Raw genomic sequence first — 20,244 nt, forward strand, 5'->3', positions numbered from 1 at the left:
CTCGCTTTACCGAATTCAGACAAACTCCGAATGCCGGATATTTATACACGGGAGTCAGACTGCGAGTGATAAGATCCGTAGTCAAGAGGGAAACAGCCCAGACCACCAGCTAAGGTCCCCAAGTAATCGTTAAGTGGAAAAGGATGTGGCGTTGCTTAGACAACCAGGATGTTGGCTTAGAAGCAGCCATCATTTAAAGAGTGCGTAATAGCTCACTGGTCGAGTGACGCTGCGCCGAAAATGTATCGGGGCTAAACGATTCACCGAAGCTGTGGATGCATACTTTGAGTATGCGTGGTAGGAGAGCGTTCTAACAGCGTTGAAGTCAGACCGGAAGGACTGGTGGAGCGGTTAGAAGTGAGAATGCCGGTATGAGTAGCGAAACATGGGTGAGAATCCCATGCACCGTATGACTAAGGTTTCCTGAGGAAGGCTCGTCCGCTCAGGGTTAGTCGGGACCTAAGCCGAGGCCGATAGGCGTAGGCGATGGACAACAGGTTGATATTCCTGTACCACCTCCTCACCGTTTGAGAAATGGGGGGACGCAGTAGGATAGGGTAAGCACGCCGTTGGTTGCGCGTGTTCAAGCAGTAAGGCGTGTATGTAGGCAAATCCGCATACTATAACGTTGAGCTGTGATGACGAGCTCGTATGAGCGAAGTTCCTGATTTCACACTGCCAAGAAAAGCCTCTATCGAGGTGAGAGGTGCCCGTACCGCAAACCGACACAGGTAGTCGAGGAGAGAATCCTAAGGTGTGCGAGAGAACTCTCGTTAAGGAACTCGGCAAAATGACCCCGTAACTTCGGGAGAAGGGGTGCTTCTTTGGGTGCATAGCCTAGAGAAGCCGCAGTGAATAGGCCCAGGCGACTGTTTAGCAAAAACACAGGTCTCTGCAAAACCGTAAGGTGACGTATAGGGGCTGACGCCTGCCCGGTGCTGGAAGGTTAAGAGGAGCGGTTAGCGCAAGCGAAGCTGTGAATTGAAGCCCCAGTAAACGGCGGCCGTAACTATAACGGTCCTAAGGTAGCGAAATTCCTTGTCGGGTAAGTTCCGACCCGCACGAAAGGCGTAACGATCTGGGCACTGTCTCAACGAGAGACTCGGTGAAATTATAGTACCTGTGAAGATGCAGGTTACCCGCGACAGGACGGAAAGACCCCGTGGAGCTTTACTGTAGCCTGATATTGAATTTTGGTACAACTTGTACAGGATAGGTAGGAGCCAGAGATCTCGGAGCGCCAGCTTCGAAGGAGGCGTCGGTGGGATACTACCCTGGTTGTATTGAACTTCTAACCCATGCCCCTTAGCGGGGTAGGAGACAGTGTCAGGCGGACAGTTTGACTGGGGCGGTCGCCTCCTAAAGAGTAACGGAGGCGCCCAAAGGTTCCCTCAGAATGGTTGGAAATCATTCGTAGAGTGTAAAGGCATAAGGGAGCTTGACTGCGAGACCTACAAGTCGAGCAGGGTCGAAAGACGGGCTTAGTGATCCGGTGGTTCCGCATGGAAGGGCCATCGCTCAACGGATAAAAGCTACCCCGGGGATAACAGGCTTATCTCCCCCAAGAGTCCACATCGACGGGGAGGTTTGGCACCTCGATGTCGGCTCATCGCATCCTGGGGCTGTAGTCGGTCCCAAGGGTTGGGCTGTTCGCCCATTAAAGCGGTACGCGAGCTGGGTTCAGAACGTCGTGAGACAGTTCGGTCCCTATCCGTCGTGGGCGTAGGAAATTTGAGAGGAGCTGTCCTTAGTACGAGAGGACCGGGATGGACATACCGCTGGTGTACCAGTTGTCTTGCCAAAGGCATCGCTGGGTAGCTATGTATGGACGGGATAAGTGCTGAAAGCATCTAAGCATGAAGCCCCCCTCAAGATGAGATTTCCCATTACGCAAGTAAGTAAGACCCCTGAAAGACGATCAGGTAGATAGGTTCGAGGTGGAAGTGCGGTGACGCATGCAGCTGACGAATACTAATCGGTCGAGGACTTAACCACATTTTATTGCTCAATTCAATGAAACGTTTATCCAGTTTTGAAAGAATGATCTTTCTAAGGGTTTCAAGATACAAGCTAGTCGAGGAAACGACTGAGTGATTGAAGGAGCGTACTTAAGTACGTGACTGAAAGAACGAAGGAAGTTGACGAAGGATAGCGCCGTGTATTGGAAGCCGAAAATAGTGAAGTGATGATGGCAAAGAGGTCACACCCGTTCCCATACCGAACACGGAAGTTAAGCTCTTTAGCGCCGATGGTAGTTGGGGGCTTCCCCCTGTGAGAGTAGGACGTCGCTTCGCACAACGCAAACCCACTGAGTAATCAGTGGGTTTTTCGTTTTATTTTATTGAATTTCAACTTTTAAAACCCTGTAATGCCCACTCTAAAATCCATCATATATTAAAACTCCAGAACGGCCCGCAAGTTATTTATATACGATTGACTAACTGGCAATTCCACACCATCATTCAGCTGTACAATAAAATTGGAAGTCAAATCCCGAGAGATTTTCTTTATATAGCAAATATTAATAATATAGGAACGATGAATGCGAAGAAAGTTATTTGGCAATCGAGTCTGCAGCTCCTTTAATGTAATCGCTGTTTTGTATTGTTCTCCTTTGGAATAAAACCATGTCCGCTTTTGCAGACTTTCAATATGCGAAATTTGGTCGATTGAAATCGGTATCCAATCTTCCATTTGTTTACCTGTTAAAAACTGATATATATCTGAACTCTTTACTTTAAATAACGGGGGCAAGACGACAACTAAAGCACCTTGTTCGCCATTTACCAAAATCGGATACCCGATTGCATAATAAGGTGATTCAAAAAGTGTATTTTCCATAACAGCATCTACTTTTCTACCTGTTTGAAGTACTTTATAAGCAATGCTGTCTTTCGGTACATCGGAACCTACTTTCAATGAAAAATGGTGATGACCTGTACTGAAATAAATAAAGCAATTGTTTACTGCTATTGCTATCGATGCATCTTGAGGAATCCAATCTTCTAAAATAATTTTATACTGTTTTAAAATGTTCTTTTCGATCTCAATATTTTGTAGTGACAATGCAAATCCACTCCCTCTGTATTATTGCCTAAATGTCAATTCATCCTCCAAATATACACATTCATCCTAAATTAAAGTTAATTTGTCAGAAAATAATGAAAAGTTAAACATTCTGTTATACATTATATTACAGCAAGATGTTCTGTTATGGAACAGGCAATTACAAATTTTTCTAACAGAATATCCATACACAATGGGGAAGGTGGAAATTTATTATGTCAACTCGTCAAGAAAGAATCGAAGCTTTACAAAAGGATTGGGCAGAAAACCAGCGCTGGAAAGGAATTGAGCGTGGCTATACAGCAGAAGAGGTTGTAAAGTTACAAGGTTCATTCATCCAGGAGCAAACATTAGCAAAACGAGGATCAGCTCGTTTATGGAAGTCATTACACGAAGTGCCTTTCATTAATGCTTTAGGTGCTTTAACGGGGAATCAGGCAGTACAGCAAGTAAAGGCAGGTTTACAGGCAATCTACTTATCGGGGTGGCAAGTAGCGGCTGATGCAAACCTTTCTGGTCAAATGTATCCGGACCAGTCTTTATATCCAGCAAACTCTGTACCGGCAGTAGTAAAGCGTATTAACCAGGCACTGCAACGTGCTGACCAAATCGACCATGCAGAAGGCCGCGACGATGGCTTTGACTGGTTTGCGCCGATTGTAGCTGATGCGGAAGCAGGCTTTGGGGGTCCATTAAACGTATTTGAGTTAGTTAAAGGGATGATTGAAGCTGGTGCAGCTGGTGTCCATTTAGAAGACCAATTAGCTTCTGAGAAAAAATGCGGACACTTAGGCGGGAAAGTATTATTACCAACACAAAACGCTGTACGTAATTTAATTGCTGCACGTTTAGCTGCTGATGTGGCAGGCGTTGATACAATTTTAATCGCACGTACAGATGCGGATGCTGCTGACATGGTAACGTCAGATATTGACCCACGCGATGCAGAGTTCTTAACGGGTGAACGTACTCCAGAAGGATTCTACCGTACTAAACCAGGTATTAAGCAAGCAATTGCACGCGGGTTAGCTTATGCACCATATGCAGACTTAATTTGGTGTGAGACTTCTCACCCATCATTAGAAGAAGCTCGTGAGTTTGCTGCTGCAATCCACGCTGAGTTCCCAGGGAAAATGTTAGCGTACAACTGCTCGCCATCATTCAACTGGAAAGCTAAATTATCGGATGAGGAAATTGCAGAGTACCAACGTGAATTAGGGAAACTTGGCTACAAGTTCCAATTCATCACACTTGCAGGTTTCCACAGCTTAAACTTTGGTATGTTCGAGCTTGCGCATGACTACAAAGATAATGGTATGGCTGCTTACTCTAAATTACAACAAGCTGAGTTTGCTGCTGAAAGTAAAGGTTACACTGCTACTCGTCACCAACGTGAAGTAGGTACTGGTTACTTTGATGAAGTATCACAAACAATTTCAGGTGGTACATCATCGACAACTGCGATGTCAGGTTCTACTGAAACAGAGCAATTTGTATAAGATTAAGATTTTATAGGCAGTGTTATGAATAGATTCATAAACGGGGAACTGCTTTTACGGATTAACTTATTCCTTTTCTTCTATCATATCGATTCAAGTGACATTGGGGAATGTGCACTTAGTAAATAGACGTTATGCCGAAGCGGTTATTGAAAGAAACGTAGGATGGAGAAGGGGAATAACTTTTTGAACTTGAACAGCTTGACTACTACGATAATTACTAAATCGAATTGGAACGCGGTTTAGTATGGGGTTGCCTCCCAACATATAAGGAAAACTTAGGGGTTTTTATAAAGGATAAATGTCTTTTTAGCTTGGATGGGGCTAGAAAGGCATTTTCTATTTATTAAAAATGAAGGAGTTCTAATCTTATATAGAGAATATTATATAGATAGAATATTTTTACTATTGTGAAAAGGGAGTAATTACAATGAAAAATAAAGAATTATTATTAGTACCAGGGCCGACACCGGTAATGGATAAGATTTATGACGCCCTGGCAAGTGAAACGAGAGGGCATACGGATCCTCGGTTTGTGGAAACATTTAAAAATGCACTTGCCAATACAAAAAAGCTATTTAATACAGATGGGGAAGTGTATGTTGTAGCAGGTTCAGGAACATTGGCAATGGAAATGGCAATAGTAAATACTATTGCAAAAGGTGAACGTCTGCTTGTTATTAGTCACGGTTACTTCGGTGACCGTTTTACACCACTTGCAAAGGCGTTTGGAATTGAAGTCGATGTACTACAGTCAACATGGGGGGAGCGTGTAGACTCAAAGCTTGTTGAGGAAGCAGTGAAGGCTAACAATTATAAGGCGGTTACAATTACACATGCGGATACATCAACAGGGGTTATGTCCGATTTAGAGACACTTGTACCGATTATTAAAGCATCTGGGGCACTTGTTATTGTCGATGGTGTTGTCGCAACAGCAGCATTGCAAGAGGATATGAGTAAAGCTTACGGTGAAGACGACTATAAAATTGATATTGTGTTAACAGGATCCCAAAAGGCGATTGGTATTCCTCCTGGGCTGGCGATTGTTGCTTTCAGTCAACAGGCACTGGCTGCCCGTGAACAGATCGGGACAGTGCCAGCTTATTATGCGGATATACATAACTGGCGCGCTATTATGGATAACCCGGCAATGTACTTTGCGACGCCTCCAGTGAACTTAATTTACGCATATGATGTTGCATTAAATATTGTATTAGAAGAGGGTATGGAAAAACGTGAAGCGCGTCATATCGCATTTGGTAAAGCAATCCGTGCTGCACTGCATTCGTACGGGATGACACCATTGGCTAATGAGGAAGTAGCAGCACCGACATTGAGCTGTATTTTATATCCTAAAGGTATTGATGATGCCAAGTTCCGAGCAAGCTTGGCAAAAAGCGGCGTTATTGTAGCGGGTTCTTTAGCCCACTTAGCAGGAAAAGCATTCCGAATCGGACATATGGGGAATACGACGGCGGAAATGCTGGAGCAGGCAATTGCTGTGATTGGTGAAGCATTGCAAGAGCAACAGCTTCAAGTCGATATCGAAAAAGCTAAAAAAGTATTCTTTCAACAATTAGAAGCAGCTACGGTACAAAGCTAAAAAGATTGCCCGGAAAGCATATAGCGATTCGGGGGAATATTGAAAAGGGGACGGTGCAATTTATGAGCGTTCCCTTTTTATTTAGTTACTAATAGAAAATATTGTATGATAGTTTGAAATAAAAAGGGTAGGTGGCATATGAAGCAAATCATCGATCAATCCCAAAAACGGGGAAAAGCGGATTTCATTATTCAACATGCACAAATTGCAGATGTCTTTAATTTACGGTGGCGACAAGGGGATGTTGTAGTAGCAGAAGGAAAAATTGTTGCGATTTCGGAGCCGGGTGAATTTGAAGCAGAAGAAATAATAGATGCGCACGGAAAGTATATTGTGCCAGGCTTTATTGATGCACATATTCATATTGAATCTTCTATGGTGGTACCAAAACAGTTTAACCGAATCGTGCTTCCCCATGGTGTAACGACTGTTGTTACAGACCCGCATGAAATTGCGAATGTCGCAGGAAAAGCTGGACTGAGATTTATGCTGCAGGATATAGAAGATGTGGAAATGGATATTTATTATATGTTGCCATCCAGTGTACCGGGCACCTCTTTTGAAAACGCGGGTGCAGTGCTGACTGCAAAGGATTTAGAGGAATTTGTTCAACATAAAAGTGTACTAGGTTTGGCCGAGGTGATGGATTTTCCTGCTGTACTAAATGGGGAAAAGGAAATGCTCGCAAAGTTAATGCTTGCTCAAGAAAACGGGATGGTCATCGATGGGCACTGTGCAGGTTTAACAAGTGCACAAATACGTGGCTACCGGGCGGCCGGCATTACAACGGACCATGAATGTGTGACAGCTGAAGAAGCATTGGACCGAGTGGAGCAGGGGATGTATGTGTTGATCCGGGAAGGTTCTGCAGCCAAAAACCTTAAAGCCATTTTACCTGCTGTAACAATGGCTAATTCGCGTCGTTTTGCCTTTTGTACGGATGATAAGCATTTGGATGAACTGATGGAGCAAGGGAGCATCAATTATGCAGTGGCACTGGCGATTTCAGAAGGAATGGACCCATTACTGGCGATTCAGCTTGCTACAATAAATGCTGCGGAATGCTACCGTTTAGTAAATAAAGGTGCTGTTGCTACAGGCTATGACGCAGATTTTATAATAATTGATGATTTAAAGACGATGAAAGCACGCGCTGTATGGAAAAATGGAAGAAAAGTTGCGGAAAGTGGAGAAATGCTTTCACCAGCCCCAGAAAAATCTACTGTGGAGAGATCTATTTTACAGTCAATGCACTTAACAAAACTTACAATTGAAGATTTACGCCTGCGGTTTAAAGGAAACAGGGCAAATGTTATAAAAATTGTACCAAACCAACTCATTACAAAGCGGATAGAAGTGGAAGTAGATGTAGAAAACGGACAATTTGTACCATCGATCGAAAAGGATTTATTGAAGCTAGCAGTGGTAGAGCGCCACCACCATGTTGGGACAAAAGCAGTTGCAATTGTACAGGGTATCGGTATTCAAAGCGGTGCTGTAGCGACAACTATTTCCCATGATTCACATAATGCGATTGCCGTAGGAACAAATGATGAAGATATGCTAATCGCACTTAATGCACTTCAAGAGATAGAAGGCGGACTAGTCGTAGTTAATGATGGGGAAGTGATTGCTTCTTTTAGTCTGCCAATCGCAGGTCTTATGACAGATATTCCTGCAGAACAGGCGAAGCAAAAGCTGAAAAAATTACATGAAGGACTGCATACCATTCATCCTATGCTCGATTATCATCTGTTTCTGACATTATCATTTCTGGCACTGCCGGTAATCCCTGACATTAAGCTTACCGATACAGGATTGTTTGATGTTAAAAAATTCCGGCATATTCCTGTTGAGATTTTACAGTCCGATCAATCGCATTAACCTATATAGTTCCCATAAATATTTTATTAAGGAGCATGTAAAATGGAGCAAGTCATTATTATGATTCCAGCGCTAAACCCTTTACCGGCCCTTCTGGAATTTGTCAGGAAACTGCGTGCATTGCCGATCGCTCGTATTATTGTCATTAATGATGGCAGTGAAGAAAAATATAACCGTCTGTTTGAACAATTACAGCAAGAAGGTTGCGATGTATTAACACATGACCAAAATCTAGGGAAAGGCCGCGCACTTAAAACAGGGATGGAATATATTCTAAAATCCCGACTGCGTACAAAGGGAATTATTACAGTAGGTGCACATGGTCAGCATTCGGTGTTGGATGTTGAGCAAGTGCTATCAAGTACTAAAATTTTCTCGGATGGGATTATTTTAGGGATTCGTGATTTTAAAGATTCAGACTACCCGTTCATTAGCAAACTTCAAAATCGTGCTTATTCGATGATGTTTGAACTGTTTATTCGTAAACGTTTGCTCGACATTCAAACAGGATTACGTTATATTCCAAGAAAACATCTGCCATGGCTATGTAAAGTGAAAGGAGAGTCTTATCACTATGACACGAATATGCTGATAGAGGCGATAAGACGAAAAGTTCCTGTATACGAGGTGCCGATCGGTCATGCAAAGCTCCGGAAAAATTCAATCATTTACTACGATGAAGTATTGAATCCAACGAAAATTTTTCAGCAACTTTGGATAAATTTCCTACATAAAAGACAAAATACGAAATGAATCTTTTCTAATAGCGAAAACGTATAGGATTACGAGTCGCATATTTGAGGAATACTAATGTAATAGCAAGGAAAGGAGCATGAGTATGAGCGAACAATATAATTTCGAAAAAATGGTTGAAGGTCAAGACCAACATTATTCAGATAAAAAGTTTCTGCATAAATTGAAAAACTTCGGTGGAGGTTTAGGTTATAAAGCGGTGCATGCAGCGGCGACACTTTACGTTGCCCTGCGTAGCCCGGACATGCCTAAATCGAGTAAACTCATTGTTTTAGGAGCGCTGGGGTACTTCATTTTACCATTCGATTTAGTTGTCGATTTTCTCCCTTTAGTCGGTTTGACGGATGATGCATTTATTATTTTAACTGCACTTGGAAAAGTATATTTATCGATTACAGATGAGATGAAGGATGAGGCAAAAGGGTTAATCGATTCAAAGCTTGGAAGCCAGGAGAATGTAGTGAAATAAAAGAAGAAATCCCCTTTCAGCAACTACTGCAAAAGGGGATTTTCTATGTCTACTTTACGGGTTGTGCCCCATTTAATTCACGTAAGCCGCGGTTAAAGATAGCTTCAATCGGCTTTTCCTCACATAACTTTAACGTTATCTTCGGATGTGTTTTTTGGAGCTGTGTAGTTATTAACTCAACAAGCAAGGGATTGTTTTTTAGTATTCCGCCATTTAAAAAAAGTGTATGGGCTATATTGGAGTAACCGGCATTTTTCAATGTCGTTGTTGCCAATAATACAAGCTCATCTGCTGCCTTTTGCATAATTTTTTGTGCAACAGTATCTTCCATTTCGACTGCCTGTTGTAAGTAGGAACTGAAGCTTGCCAATCGCGCATTTGTATAATCCGCTGAATAAATGAGATTGAACAATTCATCTGTGCTGTTGACATGATGACCAGCTAAAACAAGCTCTGTTAATAAAGTCGGTTTATTTCGCCCGTCGGCAGCGCGGAAAATTGCTTTTGCAATATGTTTTCCGATCCAGTAACCGCTTCCTTCATCGCCAATCCGATGACCCCAGCCACCGCCGCGGCTAATCCGATCATTCATAAGGCTGTAGCAAATAGCCCCTGTACCGGAAATTAGCAGGCTGACATTGTTTTTCCCGAGCCCCTTTAAAGTTGCTTCAACATCATTTTCTATAATAATTTGACCGAATGTAAAAGGGGAGCGGGCGATACTTTCTTCAATAATCTCTTCGATAATCTTTTTGTCCTGATCTGTATCAATGCCGGCAAGTGCAAATATCGCGATATCAATAAACAGACTTGGTAAATGAGCTGCTGCACTCCGGAGCAGGCCGGTAAATACATGTTGGACATGTTCGATTCCAACAGCTTGGTAATTTGAGCCTGTGGAAGTTGCGGTAAATAGTTCACGGCCATCTGTAGAGCGAATAGTCATTATTGTTTTTGATGCACCACCATCAACGGCTAATACATAACGATTACTCATGTTCCGTCCACCCCTTTAAAATTTGTTCCAATCCATTTTCGGCCTTTAAAATTGCCTCTGTTTTTTCTCTCAGCCAATTTTCAAGATGGACAGTATCATCTTGTGCCTGGCTAAGTGATTTTCGCATTGTTGCAGGCGCAGGACCTCCCTTTAATGTACGAATATTAACGAAGTATTCCGGCTGAATGGCCTGGTAAAAAGCAATCTCATTAATTTGAAGCGTCTTTCCTGTAACTTCCACACATTTCTCATTTGCCAAATTCCATGTCAGGCTTGCAAGCGATTCTTTATTATTTGCCATCAGCTCCCGCACACAAAGGCTAACAATTTTATGTGATTGACGGAATGAAATACCTTCGGAGCGGACAAGGGAATCGGCAAGCTCTGTTACATTGGCAAAGCTGTTTTGTGCACGCTTCAGTAAATTCTCCTTATTCACATCCATCGTGAGAATCATTCCTGCAAATAGCTTATAAATTCCGACTAACCGGTCGATTGCCCGCCATAAATAAGGTTGCATATCATCTTCTGTATCGACAATATCTCCAAATGGTGTATTGTGAACCATCTGCAATACAGTTGCCGCATCCCCGACAACCGATGAGAGCAGTGAACGTGTATGTTCAATTGAAACAGGGTTGCGTTTTTGAGGCATGATGGAACTGATTTGCACATATGGACTGGCCAGCTTAAAAGCATTAAATTCCTGTGTTGCCCATAGTAAAAAGTCCTGAGATGTGCGCCCTAAATTAAGTGCGGCAAGCTGTACGATACTGGCAGCTTCTGCGATATAATCGGCACCGGCTACCGCATCCCAAGCATTTTCGATTAAATCATCAAAGGCAAGCAACTCCTGCACCCGTTCGCGGCTAATCGGAAACCCTGTAGTTGTTAAAGCAGCCGCGCCCATACTGCTTCGGTTAATCGTATTATATGCGGCCTGCATTCGTTTATAGTCCCTAGTAAGCTGGTCAATAACGGCCTTTAAATAATGGGCAAACGTTGTCGGCTGTGCTTGCTGTGTATGTGTATAGCCAATCATAATCGTCTCTACATGCTCTTCGGCAAAGACGATTAGCGATTGACGTAAATTCAAAAGTTCCTGCATGAGCGTGAGCATCTTTTTACGTAGTGTCATGCGGTAAATGGCGATTCCCATATCGTTTCTGCTGCGTCCAATATGTAAATTTCCAGAAACATCGCCACCCAGTTCGATTAGCTTGTTTTCAATACGAAAAAATAAATCTTCAAACTGCGGGTTATAATCACGCGTTTTATAATATTCCAAATCAAGATTTTGGATAGCTTGACCGATACGACGTGCATTTTCTGAGGTAACCAATTCCTGTTCTTCTAGCATCTTTAAATGGGCAATATGAATTTGAAGCATCGCATCCAAAAAATGCTTGCGTGCCTCATCGTAAGCGGGCTGTAAAACCATTTGACGATAACTATTGGAAGGAAATAAAATTCCTTCTTTTTCATTTATTAAATTGCGGTAATTCTGAAAGAACATGTTGAATGGGCCTCCAATCAAATGATAGAAACTACTACCTAATATTCTCATTCTACAATTATTAGAAAATTTTATCAATTCAAATAAATAAAGTGAATTAACCGGAATAAAAGAAAAAAAGCCGCCCTAAATTCAGGGCAGCTGTTGTTTTTGATCGATAACACGCACTTTTTTTGAAGCGAAATAAGATGGCAATACCATACCAAATAGTACAAATACGATACCGAAAATTTGTAGAAGTGTTAAACTTTCATTTAATACAATGACGGATACTGTAATTGCTACTGGCAGCTCCATTGCACTTAAAATTGGGACAAGTGCACCACCGACTTTTGGCGCGGCAATCGAAAATAGTAAAATCGGCAAGATAATACCGAAGAGTCCGAGTGCCAGACCGAACTTCCAAAGACCGCCAGTTAATTGGCCGTTCCATACAATTTCAGGTGATAAGAAGATGAATACGATAATCAGTGACACAACAGATAAAATAAATGTACGTCCAATCGTCGTCACCCCTTCAACAGGCTGAGCGTTAAATTGCATAAATGCTGCAAAAGTAAAGGCAGCGAGTAAACCTAGTGCCCATCCTTGCCAAGCAATCTGCGATAAATCTACATCAATCACACCAGCTGCTAAAATCGTACCTACAAATAAAAATACTAATGAAATTAATTCAATACGAGTTGGCAGACGTCTTTTCAGGAAGCAGTCCATAAACAACCCAATCCATGTGAATTGGAATAGCATAACAACTGCCAATGAAGCAGGTAAATAATTAAGGGAGTGTCCGTAAACAATACCGGTAATCGCTGTACATGTTCCGGCTAAAAGCAAAGTGATAGCGCCTTTTTTTGAAAGCTTCGGTAATGTGCGTTGTGTTACTACAAAAAGTACGAGTGCGAGTAAAAATCCAACGAAATACTGGCTAGTAACAGCTTCTGACGAAGTATAGCCGTGCTGCATTGCCACTTTTACGATTGTTGATAATACTCCATAACTACTAGCCGCTATTACGATTAATAGCGGGTAAATCCAGTTTTGTTTCATTTATTACTTCTTCCTATTCTAAAGCGATTTCACCATATGATGAAATGGCTCATTAATTATTGTCCAGCTTTCGGTTGTACGGTAGCCTATTTTTTCATACAAGCGTCGTGCATCTTGTTTCTCTAGTTCCACATTTAGAGAAATTTTTTCATAGCCAAGTTCCTTGCCTTTTTGCTCGGCGAATTGTAAAAGAAGCGTACCGATGCCAAGTCCGCGTGCATTTTTTGAGACGCAAATTGTATCGATATAATATTCATCCATATGTGCTTCAATATCCAATGTAGTCTGTATTCCTTTTTTGGCTAGCTGTTGTTCAAGCTGGCGATCGAGCTTGTACCCGAGACGCCCATCATAAAGCACGACAATCCCAACTATTTCACCTTGCTGTTCCGCTACAAAAGTATTCAAATAGCTGTGTCGATTTGTCGTTTCTGTGACATACTGTTCTAAAGCAGCTAAAATCTGCGAAACTTCCTCTTCACCAGTCAAATTGTTTGCAATGTCTCCGATTGCGTCATAAATTAAAGGGGCGACAGCTTTCGCGTCATCTCGTTCTGCTTGTCGAATGGTAACATTCATTAACAATCATCTCCTTACCGAACACAGTATAACAGAAATTAATTTCATGCGCGAAGAAAGCATTAGTTTCAGAATAGTATAAAGTTTTATAAATATATCTTTTCTATGGTAAATTAGTAAGAACATACAACGTCGGAGGTTAGACAATTAATGAGTCAAATAGACAAAGAATTCATCTTAGTTTATGGAGATGCATTCGTTGATTATATTGCAAATGATCAGACCAATACTTCATTTACGAAGTATTTAGGTGGCGCAACAATCAATGTTGCAGCAGGGATTAGTCGTATTGGGGCACCGTCAGCACTTATTACAATTACAGGCGATGATGAAACTTCGGAATTTTGCCGTCAGGAGATCGCAAAAGAAGGTGTGAATCTTGATTTCGCTGTATTTAATGCGAAGAAGCGTGTAAGTGGTGTATATGTGCATTTAACTGAAAAATGTGAGCGAGTATTTAAAGATTATGTCGATGAGACGCCGAGTTTACAAGTAACACCTGAGCAGTTACAGGAAGAAGCATTTAAACGTGCTTCCGTTTTAAATGTTTGTTCAGGAACGATGTTTGAAGAAACCGCATTAAAAACAACACGTGCTGCAGTGGATATGGCCAAAGATAAAGGAGCGATTATCGCAATCGATGCGAATATCCGCCCGCTTCGTTGGGAATCCGAGGAAATTTGCCGTGAGACGATTTCTTCATTTTTTGAAGATGCCGATATTTTAAAGCTTACCGATGAGGAATTATATTTCCTGACAGAAACAACAACAATTGAAGAAGGCCTCCAAAAGTTGGATGAGCTGTTAGTACCGATCGTGTTAATTACAGTTGGAGCTGATGGAGCATATGCTGTATTAAACGGTGAAGTAACACATGTTCCGGTTGAACAGGTAATCCCTGTAGATACGACAGGTGCTGGTGATGCATTTATGGCAGGCGTACTCCGTTATGTTCATTTCAATGGTTTACCTACAGTAACAGAAGATTTAATCAGCTGTGTCGCATTCGGCAACAAGCTGGGAGCAATGGCTGCTACTAAAGCAGGTGCGTTAACGGCACTGCCAAGCTTCGAGGAAATTAAGCATTTAATTAAATAAACTTTATATAGAGCAAGCTGTCTCCGAAGTGTTTTACATTTTGGAGGCAGTTTTTTGTTGAGCGCAAGTTTGGGTTGTGGTTATTAGAAGAGTGAAGCCGTTTATTAGAAGAAGTTAGATGGTTATTAGAACAACGGGTGGTGTTATTAGAAAATGAGGGGGAATTCCGAGTGACAAGGTCTTCGTTTAAACATGAATAGAGGAGAAGGAAGGGCGTTTTAATTTTTATTAGAACAATGGTACGGGATATTAGAAGAAGTAGGAACGATATTAGAAAATACCTTAGCGATATTTGAACAATTCATCCGGATATTCGAACAATGAACGGTTATATTAGAAAATCGCGATTTTATTAGAACAAATAAAAATATATTAGAACTTCCACCATTTTATTAGAATATCCTGCCTCCACAATCCCAGCCACCACAGCCAAACGAAACCATCAGTTGACAAAGTCTATATTTCGAAAGAATTAGTCGCTATTAATCAGCCAAAGTTCTTTTATAATAAGAATAAGAGGTGAGGGGGATGACCAACTTTCAATTTGCGGCCATTTTTACAGAGCGCCGTAAACAATTACAAGTGACACAAGAGGAAATTGCGCGGCATGTCGGGGTATCAAGGGCAGCTGTTTCGAAATGGGAGAAGGGGCAAAGCTATCCGGATATCGCACTATTGCCGAAGCTTGCAACATTTTTCAATATTTCAATTGATGCACTGCTCGGTTATGAGCCTCAATTGACGGATGAACGGATTTTGAAAATGTATGCGGAATTAGCAAAGCGCTTTTCAAAGGAACCATTTGCTGAAGTGGACGCAACAATTGATCAACTCATTGAAGAATATTATAGTTGTTTCCCGTTTTTACTGAAGATGGCGCAGCTTTACGTCAATTACTTTAATCTTGCACAGAATAAAGAAGCCGCTGCGGACAAAATACAGGAACTCTGTAAACGTGTAAAGGAGTTCAGCGGAAATTACCGGCTGAAAAACGAGGCGAATTTACTCGAGGCGTATACGTATATTTTAAGAGGAGAACCTCAGCATGTACTCGAATTATTAGGAGAAGATGCTGTAGTTCAGCTTGGGACTGAACAGCTTATCGCTACGGCACAAACGATGCTGGGCAATATAGAAAAGGCGAAGGAAATTCACCAGGTCAACATGTACCAGCATTTGCTGTATATGATTACGAATGCGAATGAAGCACTTGGATTGGAAATAGGAAATGTATCTTATTTCGAACAGTCGGTCAGCCGAATTGAAACGATAATAGACACTTTTCATTTAAATAAACTGAATATACACAACACACTGCTGTTTTATATAAAGGCAGCGAGCGGATATGCAACACAAAATAATATAGAAGAAGCAATTCGCTGTATTGAGCGCTATGTAAAAATTTGTACGCAAATCAAATTTCCATTTCAAATTACAGGGGATGATTATTTCTACTTGCTGGATGGCTGGATCGCAAAGGAAGTTATACTGAGCACGCAAACACCACGTGATGAAGAAACAATCAAAAAATCAATTTATGAAAGCATTGCCCAAAACCCGATGTTGGCAAGTGTGCAAAACGATACGCGCTATAAAAGTTTACTTGTCAATTTAAAACATCATTTAAAAATTTAAGGGGGATTTATAATGGATCAATTATCGAATATTCCTTGGGGACTTATTGCGCCGTTATTAGTATTGCAATTGGTGCTTGGGGCGGTTGCCATAGTGGATATTGTACGCAGTTATGAGACGCGCGGCCCGAAATGGGTATGGGTGCTCGTATCACTCTTTGTTAATACACTCGGACCGATCGCCTACTTTCTATTCGGACGGAAAAGCCAATGATCTGTATTGAAGTGAAGGGACTCACAAAGCGGTTTGGCGCAAAAAAAGTAGTAGAGGATTTATCATTCACATTACCGATGCATACATCTACAGCGCTGATCGGTCCGAATGGCGCGGGGAAAACGACGGCCCTTTCGATGCTTGCCAATATACTTGAGCCGACAAGCGGCAAAATCATGATGCCGGATGTAAAAGATATACGCAGTGCAATCGGCTTTTTACCCCAATATCCCCAGTACTATTCCTGGCTGACTGCACTTGAATATATGGAGATGGTGGCAAATTTAAGCGGTCTTGAAAAACGCTCATTAAGAAGTGAATGTAAAAAGATGCTGGAATTTGTGGGCTTGCATGATGCGATGAACAAAAAGACCGAGACTTTTTCAGGAGGAATGAAGCAGCGCTTAGGTATTGCCCAGGCAATAGTTCATAAACCAAAACTTCTATTGCTGGATGAACCAGTATCCGCACTTGATCCGGTTGGACGTCGGGAAGTGATGAACTTGTTAAAGGAAGTGCAGCAGCAAACGACGATTTTGTACTCAACGCATATTTTAAATGATGCAGAGGAAATGACCGATCAGCTGCTGTTTTTACGAGACGGTAAACTTGTCGAGCAAGGTTCATTAACAGAGGTGAAGCAAAAGTTTGAGGAACCGCGTTATAAAATTACATTCAAGCATGCGGATGAGGCGATTCAATTTGCGAGTCAGTCTACATTAGGAGCTGTAGCTAATGGTATAGCAGCATATGTGGAAGTTATAGATGAACGTCCATCTATGCAACAGCTGCTTCAGCAATTGGCGGCCTCACCACTTGAAGTTGTAAAAGTAGAGCGGGAAACGGCAAGCCTGGAGGAAATCTTTATGAAGGTGGCGGGAAAGCATGCAGCAATTTAAGGCATTACTTTTAAAAGAATGGCGTGAAAGTGTTCGTAGCTTTAAAATTATATGGATTCCGCTCGTTTTTGTATTGCTCGGAATTAGTGATCCGCTCATGAATTACTTTATGGAAGATATTTTGCAGGCGGTTGGTAATATGCCCGATGGATTTATGATGACAATGCCTGAACTTCAGCCTGCTGATCTGCTTATGGCATCAACCGGGCAATTTCAATCAATTGGACTGCTTGTATTAATTACTGCCTTTATCGGTTCCGTGAGCCGTGAACGTCAGAATGGTACTGCGACACTTCTTTATGTACGCCCAATGTCTTTTACTGCGTTGTTTTTCAGTAAATGGATTGTTGCAAGCATGATTGCTATTCTCAGCGCATTGGCGGGATATGCGGGGAGTATGTATTATACAGTACTGCTTTACGGGACTGTTGATTTATCAAAATTTTTAGCAATGCTCGGTACGTATTGTGTTTGGCTGATGCTAGTTATGGCGCTTACTGTTGCGATGAGTGCAGCCTTCCAAACATCGGTCGCTGCTGCGATTACAATTATTCTCATCCCAGTCGGTCTGCTTATTGATACATTAATCGGCAGCTTTTGGAGTGTGACACCTTGGAAGCTTGCACAATACGGAACAGGCCTTCTGACAGATAGCGTATTAATGGAAAATTATTGGTATACTTTATTAGTTGTCCTCATCTTAATTTTTGTCATCGTACTGCTTGGCATTAAAATGAGCAAGAACAATATTCGTTATTTAAAAGTATAAATGGTAAGCAGAAATCGTTGTTTTACAATTGATTTCTGCTTTTTTGTATTAACTTTCAAGAAAATTGGTAATATAATGAAGATTAAATGTCTTTTCAAATGGTTATGAAGGTGGACTAGCATTTTTAATACTAATATAAAGTGATCCATTTTCTAAAATTTGCGCATAATAAACTTTATCGATCTCGTGGATATTTTTCTTTGCTAATTTTTTTCTGAGCCAGTCTTCAGTAAGCTGAAGATCCGTTAAGTTTTTTTGAATAATTTTCCCGTCCGAAATCAATTCCAGAGGAAAGTATTGCGGGGCAGGGGCAGACACTGATACGTCTTCTTTTGTTGCAGTCCGGGCAAGCGGCTTTTTCAGGACACTTAATTCTCCATTTGTTTCAAAAACGGCATATAGTACTTCATCAAATGAGAAAATGCTCTGTTCACGCAACAGCATAGCGAGCTCGTCCGGATGAAGCCGTGCTTTTCTCAATTCATTATTTAATATGACACCGTTATTGATGACAATCGACGGTTTATCGTCAAAAAGGATACGTGCTTTTGAAGATCTGAATGAAATATAACTAACGATAATTGTTAATGCAGCCCACACGATTAAAGAAACCATGCCGTCTAAAAAAGGGGTTTCCACTTGAGTCGAGACTTCGGCAGCAATCGAACCAAAAGTGATCCCCGTGACATAATGGAAGAAAGTGAGCTGACTCACTTGCTTTTTACCGATGATGCGGGCGAGTATTAATATCGCGAAAAAGGAAAAGCTTGCACGTAAAATCATTTCGCCAAGGTTCAGTTCTATGATAATCCCTCCTTATAAAGGGTAGTATGAATAAAATGCGATAATCTATGCACCCTTAATGCATTCAATACGAGAGGCAAAATTGAGGGGTATTTTTATAAAATTAGCGAGTTGCTGAATTAAAAATTATGAGTAATGTATTGATCTAGCAGAAAGAATGTGAAAAAATGTCGACTACAACAGTAAAACAATCAAACCCTGTCTATCCTATTATGGTCTCCATTGGGGTATGTCACTTAATTAATGATACGATGCAGGCGGTTATACCGGCAATGTTCCCATTATTAGAGCGCGACTTAGGACTGACGTTTACGCAGCTTGGAATGATTTCATTTGTCCTGAATATGTTCGCCAGCCTGCTGCAGCCGGCCGTCGGATTTATGACAGATAAGAAGCCATTCCCGTATGCATTGCCGCTTGGGATGGTGAGCTCTTTTATCGGGCTGACAATGCTCATATTGGCAGGCGAATACTGGATGATTTTAGTGTCGGTTCTATTCTTGGGGCTTGGTTCAGCCATTTTCCACCCCGAAGGCTCACGTGTATCGTTTATGGCGGCAGGCAATAAGCGCGGCTTAGCTCAGTCCATTTACCAGGTAGGGGGTAATAGCGGACAGGCATTAGCCCCATTGCTAAGCGCATTTATCATTTTGCCTTTTGGGATGTACGGGGTTTCCGTTATTCTTATTTTTACATCAATCGGCATCTTTTTATTAACGAAAATATCGATGTGGTATAAACGTCAGCTCGAAGCGGAAAAGAGATCGAAAATCAAAAAAATGCTGGTTTCGTCCTTGCCTCCTTTAACGAAAAAGCAAGTTGGAATGGCTTTACTTGTGCTGCTGTTCATTATATTTGCCCGTTCGTTTTACGTTACGAATATAACAAGTTTCTATGTCTTTTATTTATCGGAACAATATGGGATGAGTGTTGAGCGCGGTCAGCTGTTTATCTTTATATTCATGGCAGTTGGGGTTGTAGGCACTTTTTTTGGTGGTCCATTATCAGATCGCTTCGGCCGAAAAAATGTTATATTGCTGTCGGTAATTGCACCGATTCCATTTTGTTTGGCACTCCCATTTGTTCCTTTGCCTGCTGTATTGGTATTACTTATTATTATCGGATTGCTGATTATGGTTAGCTTTACCGTTACGGTTGTTTATGCACAGGAACTTGTCCCATCGAAAATTGGGACAATGGCAGGTTTAACAGTCGGAGTTGCCTTTGGGATGGGGGCAATTGGATCGATTGTTATCGGGATGCTCATAGACAAAATGGGCATTCATTTCACAATGAATGCTGTGTCGGTACTGACATTATTATTGCTCGTAGCGTTTTTACTGCCACGCGATCGAGTAGGGGATTAGGGAAATAAAAAGAACTTCGGATTTTATTGTCCGAAGTTCTTTT

General features: G+C 41.6%; 17 protein-coding genes and 2 rRNA genes (1 of these 19 only partly in view). 13 read left to right on the forward strand and 6 right to left on the reverse strand.

The annotated features are described in order from the left end of the window. Positions 1–1,995, forward strand: a 23S ribosomal RNA gene (locus MHH44_RS01205) (it extends 934 nt beyond the left edge of the window). Between the two features lie 183 nt (positions 1,996–2,178). Beyond that, positions 2,179–2,294 (forward strand): 5S ribosomal RNA (gene rrf, locus MHH44_RS01210). A gap of 100 nt (positions 2,295–2,394) precedes the next feature. Here rrf and MHH44_RS01215 read toward each other — a convergent pair. Beyond that, positions 2,395–3,066, reverse strand: a complete 672-nt coding sequence (locus tag MHH44_RS01215; protein ID WP_340797564.1) for a LytTR family DNA-binding domain-containing protein — start codon at positions 3,064–3,066, stop codon at positions 2,395–2,397. A 215-nt stretch (positions 3,067–3,281) separates the two neighbouring features. Here MHH44_RS01215 and aceA point away from each other — a divergent pair, with 215 nt between their 5' ends. The 5 genes from aceA to MHH44_RS01240 all read left to right on the forward strand — a co-directional run bounded on the left by aceA (position 3,282) and on the right by MHH44_RS01240 (position 9,277). Beyond that, a complete protein-coding gene (gene aceA, locus MHH44_RS01220) occupies positions 3,282–4,565 on the forward strand; it encodes an isocitrate lyase (protein WP_008407410.1) in 1,284 nt (427 codons plus the stop codon). 430 nt (positions 4,566–4,995) lie between these two features. Next, positions 4,996–6,171: a pyridoxal-phosphate-dependent aminotransferase family protein gene (locus MHH44_RS01225; protein ID WP_340797565.1), complete on the forward strand. Its 1,176-nt coding sequence runs from the start codon at positions 4,996–4,998 to the stop codon at positions 6,169–6,171. Positions 6,172–6,309: 138 nt separating this feature from the next. After that, a complete protein-coding gene (gene ade / locus MHH44_RS01230) occupies positions 6,310–8,055 on the forward strand; it encodes an adenine deaminase (RefSeq protein WP_340797566.1) in 1,746 nt (581 codons plus the stop codon). A 42-nt stretch (positions 8,056–8,097) separates the two neighbouring features. After that, the gene (locus tag MHH44_RS01235; RefSeq protein ID WP_014825062.1) at positions 8,098–8,808 is read left to right on the forward strand and encodes a glycosyltransferase; all 711 of its coding nucleotides are present in this window, start codon (positions 8,098–8,100) and stop codon (positions 8,806–8,808) included. An 85-nt stretch (positions 8,809–8,893) separates the two neighbouring features. Then, positions 8,894–9,277, forward strand: a complete 384-nt coding sequence (locus MHH44_RS01240) for a YkvA family protein (protein ID WP_008407415.1) — start codon at positions 8,894–8,896, stop codon at positions 9,275–9,277. A gap of 49 nt (positions 9,278–9,326) precedes the next feature. Here MHH44_RS01240 and MHH44_RS01245 read toward each other — a convergent pair whose 3' ends face one another. The 4 genes from MHH44_RS01245 to MHH44_RS01260 form a co-directional block, all read right to left on the reverse strand. Further along, positions 9,327–10,274, reverse strand: a complete 948-nt coding sequence (locus MHH44_RS01245; protein ID WP_014825060.1) for an N-acetylglucosamine kinase — start codon at positions 10,272–10,274, stop codon at positions 9,327–9,329. After that, a complete protein-coding gene (gene argH, locus MHH44_RS01250) occupies positions 10,267–11,790 on the reverse strand; it encodes an argininosuccinate lyase (protein WP_008407419.1) in 1,524 nt (507 codons plus the stop codon). The genes MHH44_RS01245 and argH overlap by 8 nt, the downstream gene beginning before the upstream one ends. Before the next feature lie 132 nt (positions 11,791–11,922). Then, positions 11,923–12,837 carry an EamA family transporter gene (locus tag MHH44_RS01255; protein WP_008407421.1) on the reverse strand — a complete coding sequence of 305 codons (915 nt, stop codon included), beginning with the start codon at positions 12,835–12,837 and terminating at the stop codon, positions 11,923–11,925. Positions 12,838–12,855: 18 nt separating this feature from the next. Beyond that, positions 12,856–13,416: a GNAT family N-acetyltransferase gene (locus MHH44_RS01260; protein ID WP_008407423.1), complete on the reverse strand. Its 561-nt coding sequence runs from the start codon at positions 13,414–13,416 to the stop codon at positions 12,856–12,858. Positions 13,417–13,566: 150 nt separating this feature from the next. Here MHH44_RS01260 and MHH44_RS01265 point away from each other — a divergent pair, with 150 nt between their 5' ends. From MHH44_RS01265 to MHH44_RS01285, 5 genes are all read left to right on the forward strand, one after another. After that, positions 13,567–14,514 (forward strand): carbohydrate kinase family protein, encoded by a 948-nt coding sequence (locus MHH44_RS01265; RefSeq protein WP_340797567.1) that lies wholly within the window; start codon positions 13,567–13,569, stop codon positions 14,512–14,514. A 528-nt stretch (positions 14,515–15,042) separates the two neighbouring features. Further along, positions 15,043–16,149, forward strand: coding sequence for a helix-turn-helix domain-containing protein (locus MHH44_RS01270; protein WP_340797568.1), 1,107 nt, complete (start codon positions 15,043–15,045; stop codon positions 16,147–16,149). Positions 16,150–16,161: 12 nt separating this feature from the next. Next, on the forward strand, positions 16,162–16,362 hold the full coding sequence (locus tag MHH44_RS01275) for a PLD nuclease N-terminal domain-containing protein (protein ID WP_008407429.1): 201 nt from the start codon (positions 16,162–16,164) through the stop codon (positions 16,360–16,362). Then, positions 16,359–17,261: an ABC transporter ATP-binding protein gene (locus tag MHH44_RS01280; RefSeq protein ID WP_340797569.1), complete on the forward strand. Its 903-nt coding sequence runs from the start codon at positions 16,359–16,361 to the stop codon at positions 17,259–17,261. The genes MHH44_RS01275 and MHH44_RS01280 overlap by 4 nt, the downstream gene beginning before the upstream one ends. Beyond that, positions 17,248–18,030 (forward strand): ABC transporter permease, encoded by a 783-nt coding sequence (locus tag MHH44_RS01285; RefSeq protein ID WP_008407433.1) that lies wholly within the window; start codon positions 17,248–17,250, stop codon positions 18,028–18,030. The genes MHH44_RS01280 and MHH44_RS01285 overlap by 14 nt, the downstream gene beginning before the upstream one ends. Before the next feature lie 102 nt (positions 18,031–18,132). Here MHH44_RS01285 and MHH44_RS01290 read toward each other — a convergent pair whose 3' ends face one another. Continuing rightward, positions 18,133–18,813: a YetF domain-containing protein gene (locus MHH44_RS01290; RefSeq protein WP_014825055.1), complete on the reverse strand. Its 681-nt coding sequence runs from the start codon at positions 18,811–18,813 to the stop codon at positions 18,133–18,135. Between the two features lie 188 nt (positions 18,814–19,001). Between MHH44_RS01290 and MHH44_RS01295 the strand changes: the two genes are divergently transcribed. Beyond that, positions 19,002–20,201 (forward strand): MFS transporter, encoded by a 1,200-nt coding sequence (locus tag MHH44_RS01295; RefSeq protein WP_014825054.1) that lies wholly within the window; start codon positions 19,002–19,004, stop codon positions 20,199–20,201. The last annotated feature ends 43 nt before the right edge of the window (positions 20,202–20,244 follow it).

The organism is Solibacillus sp. FSL K6-1126 (assembly GCF_038003445.1).
GTDB lineage: Bacteria > Bacillota > Bacilli > Bacillales_A > Planococcaceae > Solibacillus > Solibacillus silvestris.

Excerpts from the sequence above, each read along its gene's own strand:
- aceA (WP_008407410.1), top strand. The coding sequence starts at position 3,282 with ATGTCAACTCGTCAAGAAAGAATCGAAGCTTTACAAAAGGATTGGGCA.
- MHH44_RS01225 (WP_340797565.1), top strand. The coding sequence starts at position 4,996 with ATGAAAAATAAAGAATTATTATTAGTACCAGGGCCGACACCGGTAATG.
- ade (WP_340797566.1), top strand. The coding sequence starts at position 6,310 with ATGAAGCAAATCATCGATCAATCCCAAAAACGGGGAAAAGCGGATTTC.
- MHH44_RS01235 (WP_014825062.1), top strand. The coding sequence starts at position 8,098 with ATGGAGCAAGTCATTATTATGATTCCAGCGCTAAACCCTTTACCGGCC.
- MHH44_RS01240 (WP_008407415.1), top strand. The coding sequence starts at position 8,894 with ATGAGCGAACAATATAATTTCGAAAAAATGGTTGAAGGTCAAGACCAA.
- MHH44_RS01245 (WP_014825060.1), bottom strand. The coding sequence starts at position 10,274 with ATGAGTAATCGTTATGTATTAGCCGTTGATGGTGGTGCATCAAAAACA.
- argH (WP_008407419.1), bottom strand. The coding sequence starts at position 11,790 with ATGTTCTTTCAGAATTACCGCAATTTAATAAATGAAAAAGAAGGAATT.
- MHH44_RS01255 (WP_008407421.1), bottom strand. The coding sequence starts at position 12,837 with ATGAAACAAAACTGGATTTACCCGCTATTAATCGTAATAGCGGCTAGT.
- MHH44_RS01260 (WP_008407423.1), bottom strand. The coding sequence starts at position 13,416 with ATGAATGTTACCATTCGACAAGCAGAACGAGATGACGCGAAAGCTGTC.
- MHH44_RS01265 (WP_340797567.1), top strand. The coding sequence starts at position 13,567 with ATGAGTCAAATAGACAAAGAATTCATCTTAGTTTATGGAGATGCATTC.
- MHH44_RS01270 (WP_340797568.1), top strand. The coding sequence starts at position 15,043 with ATGACCAACTTTCAATTTGCGGCCATTTTTACAGAGCGCCGTAAACAA.
- MHH44_RS01275 (WP_008407429.1), top strand. The coding sequence starts at position 16,162 with ATGGATCAATTATCGAATATTCCTTGGGGACTTATTGCGCCGTTATTA.
- MHH44_RS01280 (WP_340797569.1), top strand. The coding sequence starts at position 16,359 with ATGATCTGTATTGAAGTGAAGGGACTCACAAAGCGGTTTGGCGCAAAA.
- MHH44_RS01285 (WP_008407433.1), top strand. The coding sequence starts at position 17,248 with ATGCAGCAATTTAAGGCATTACTTTTAAAAGAATGGCGTGAAAGTGTT.
- MHH44_RS01290 (WP_014825055.1), bottom strand. The coding sequence starts at position 18,813 with ATGATTTTACGTGCAAGCTTTTCCTTTTTCGCGATATTAATACTCGCC.
- MHH44_RS01295 (WP_014825054.1), top strand. The coding sequence starts at position 19,002 with ATGTCGACTACAACAGTAAAACAATCAAACCCTGTCTATCCTATTATG.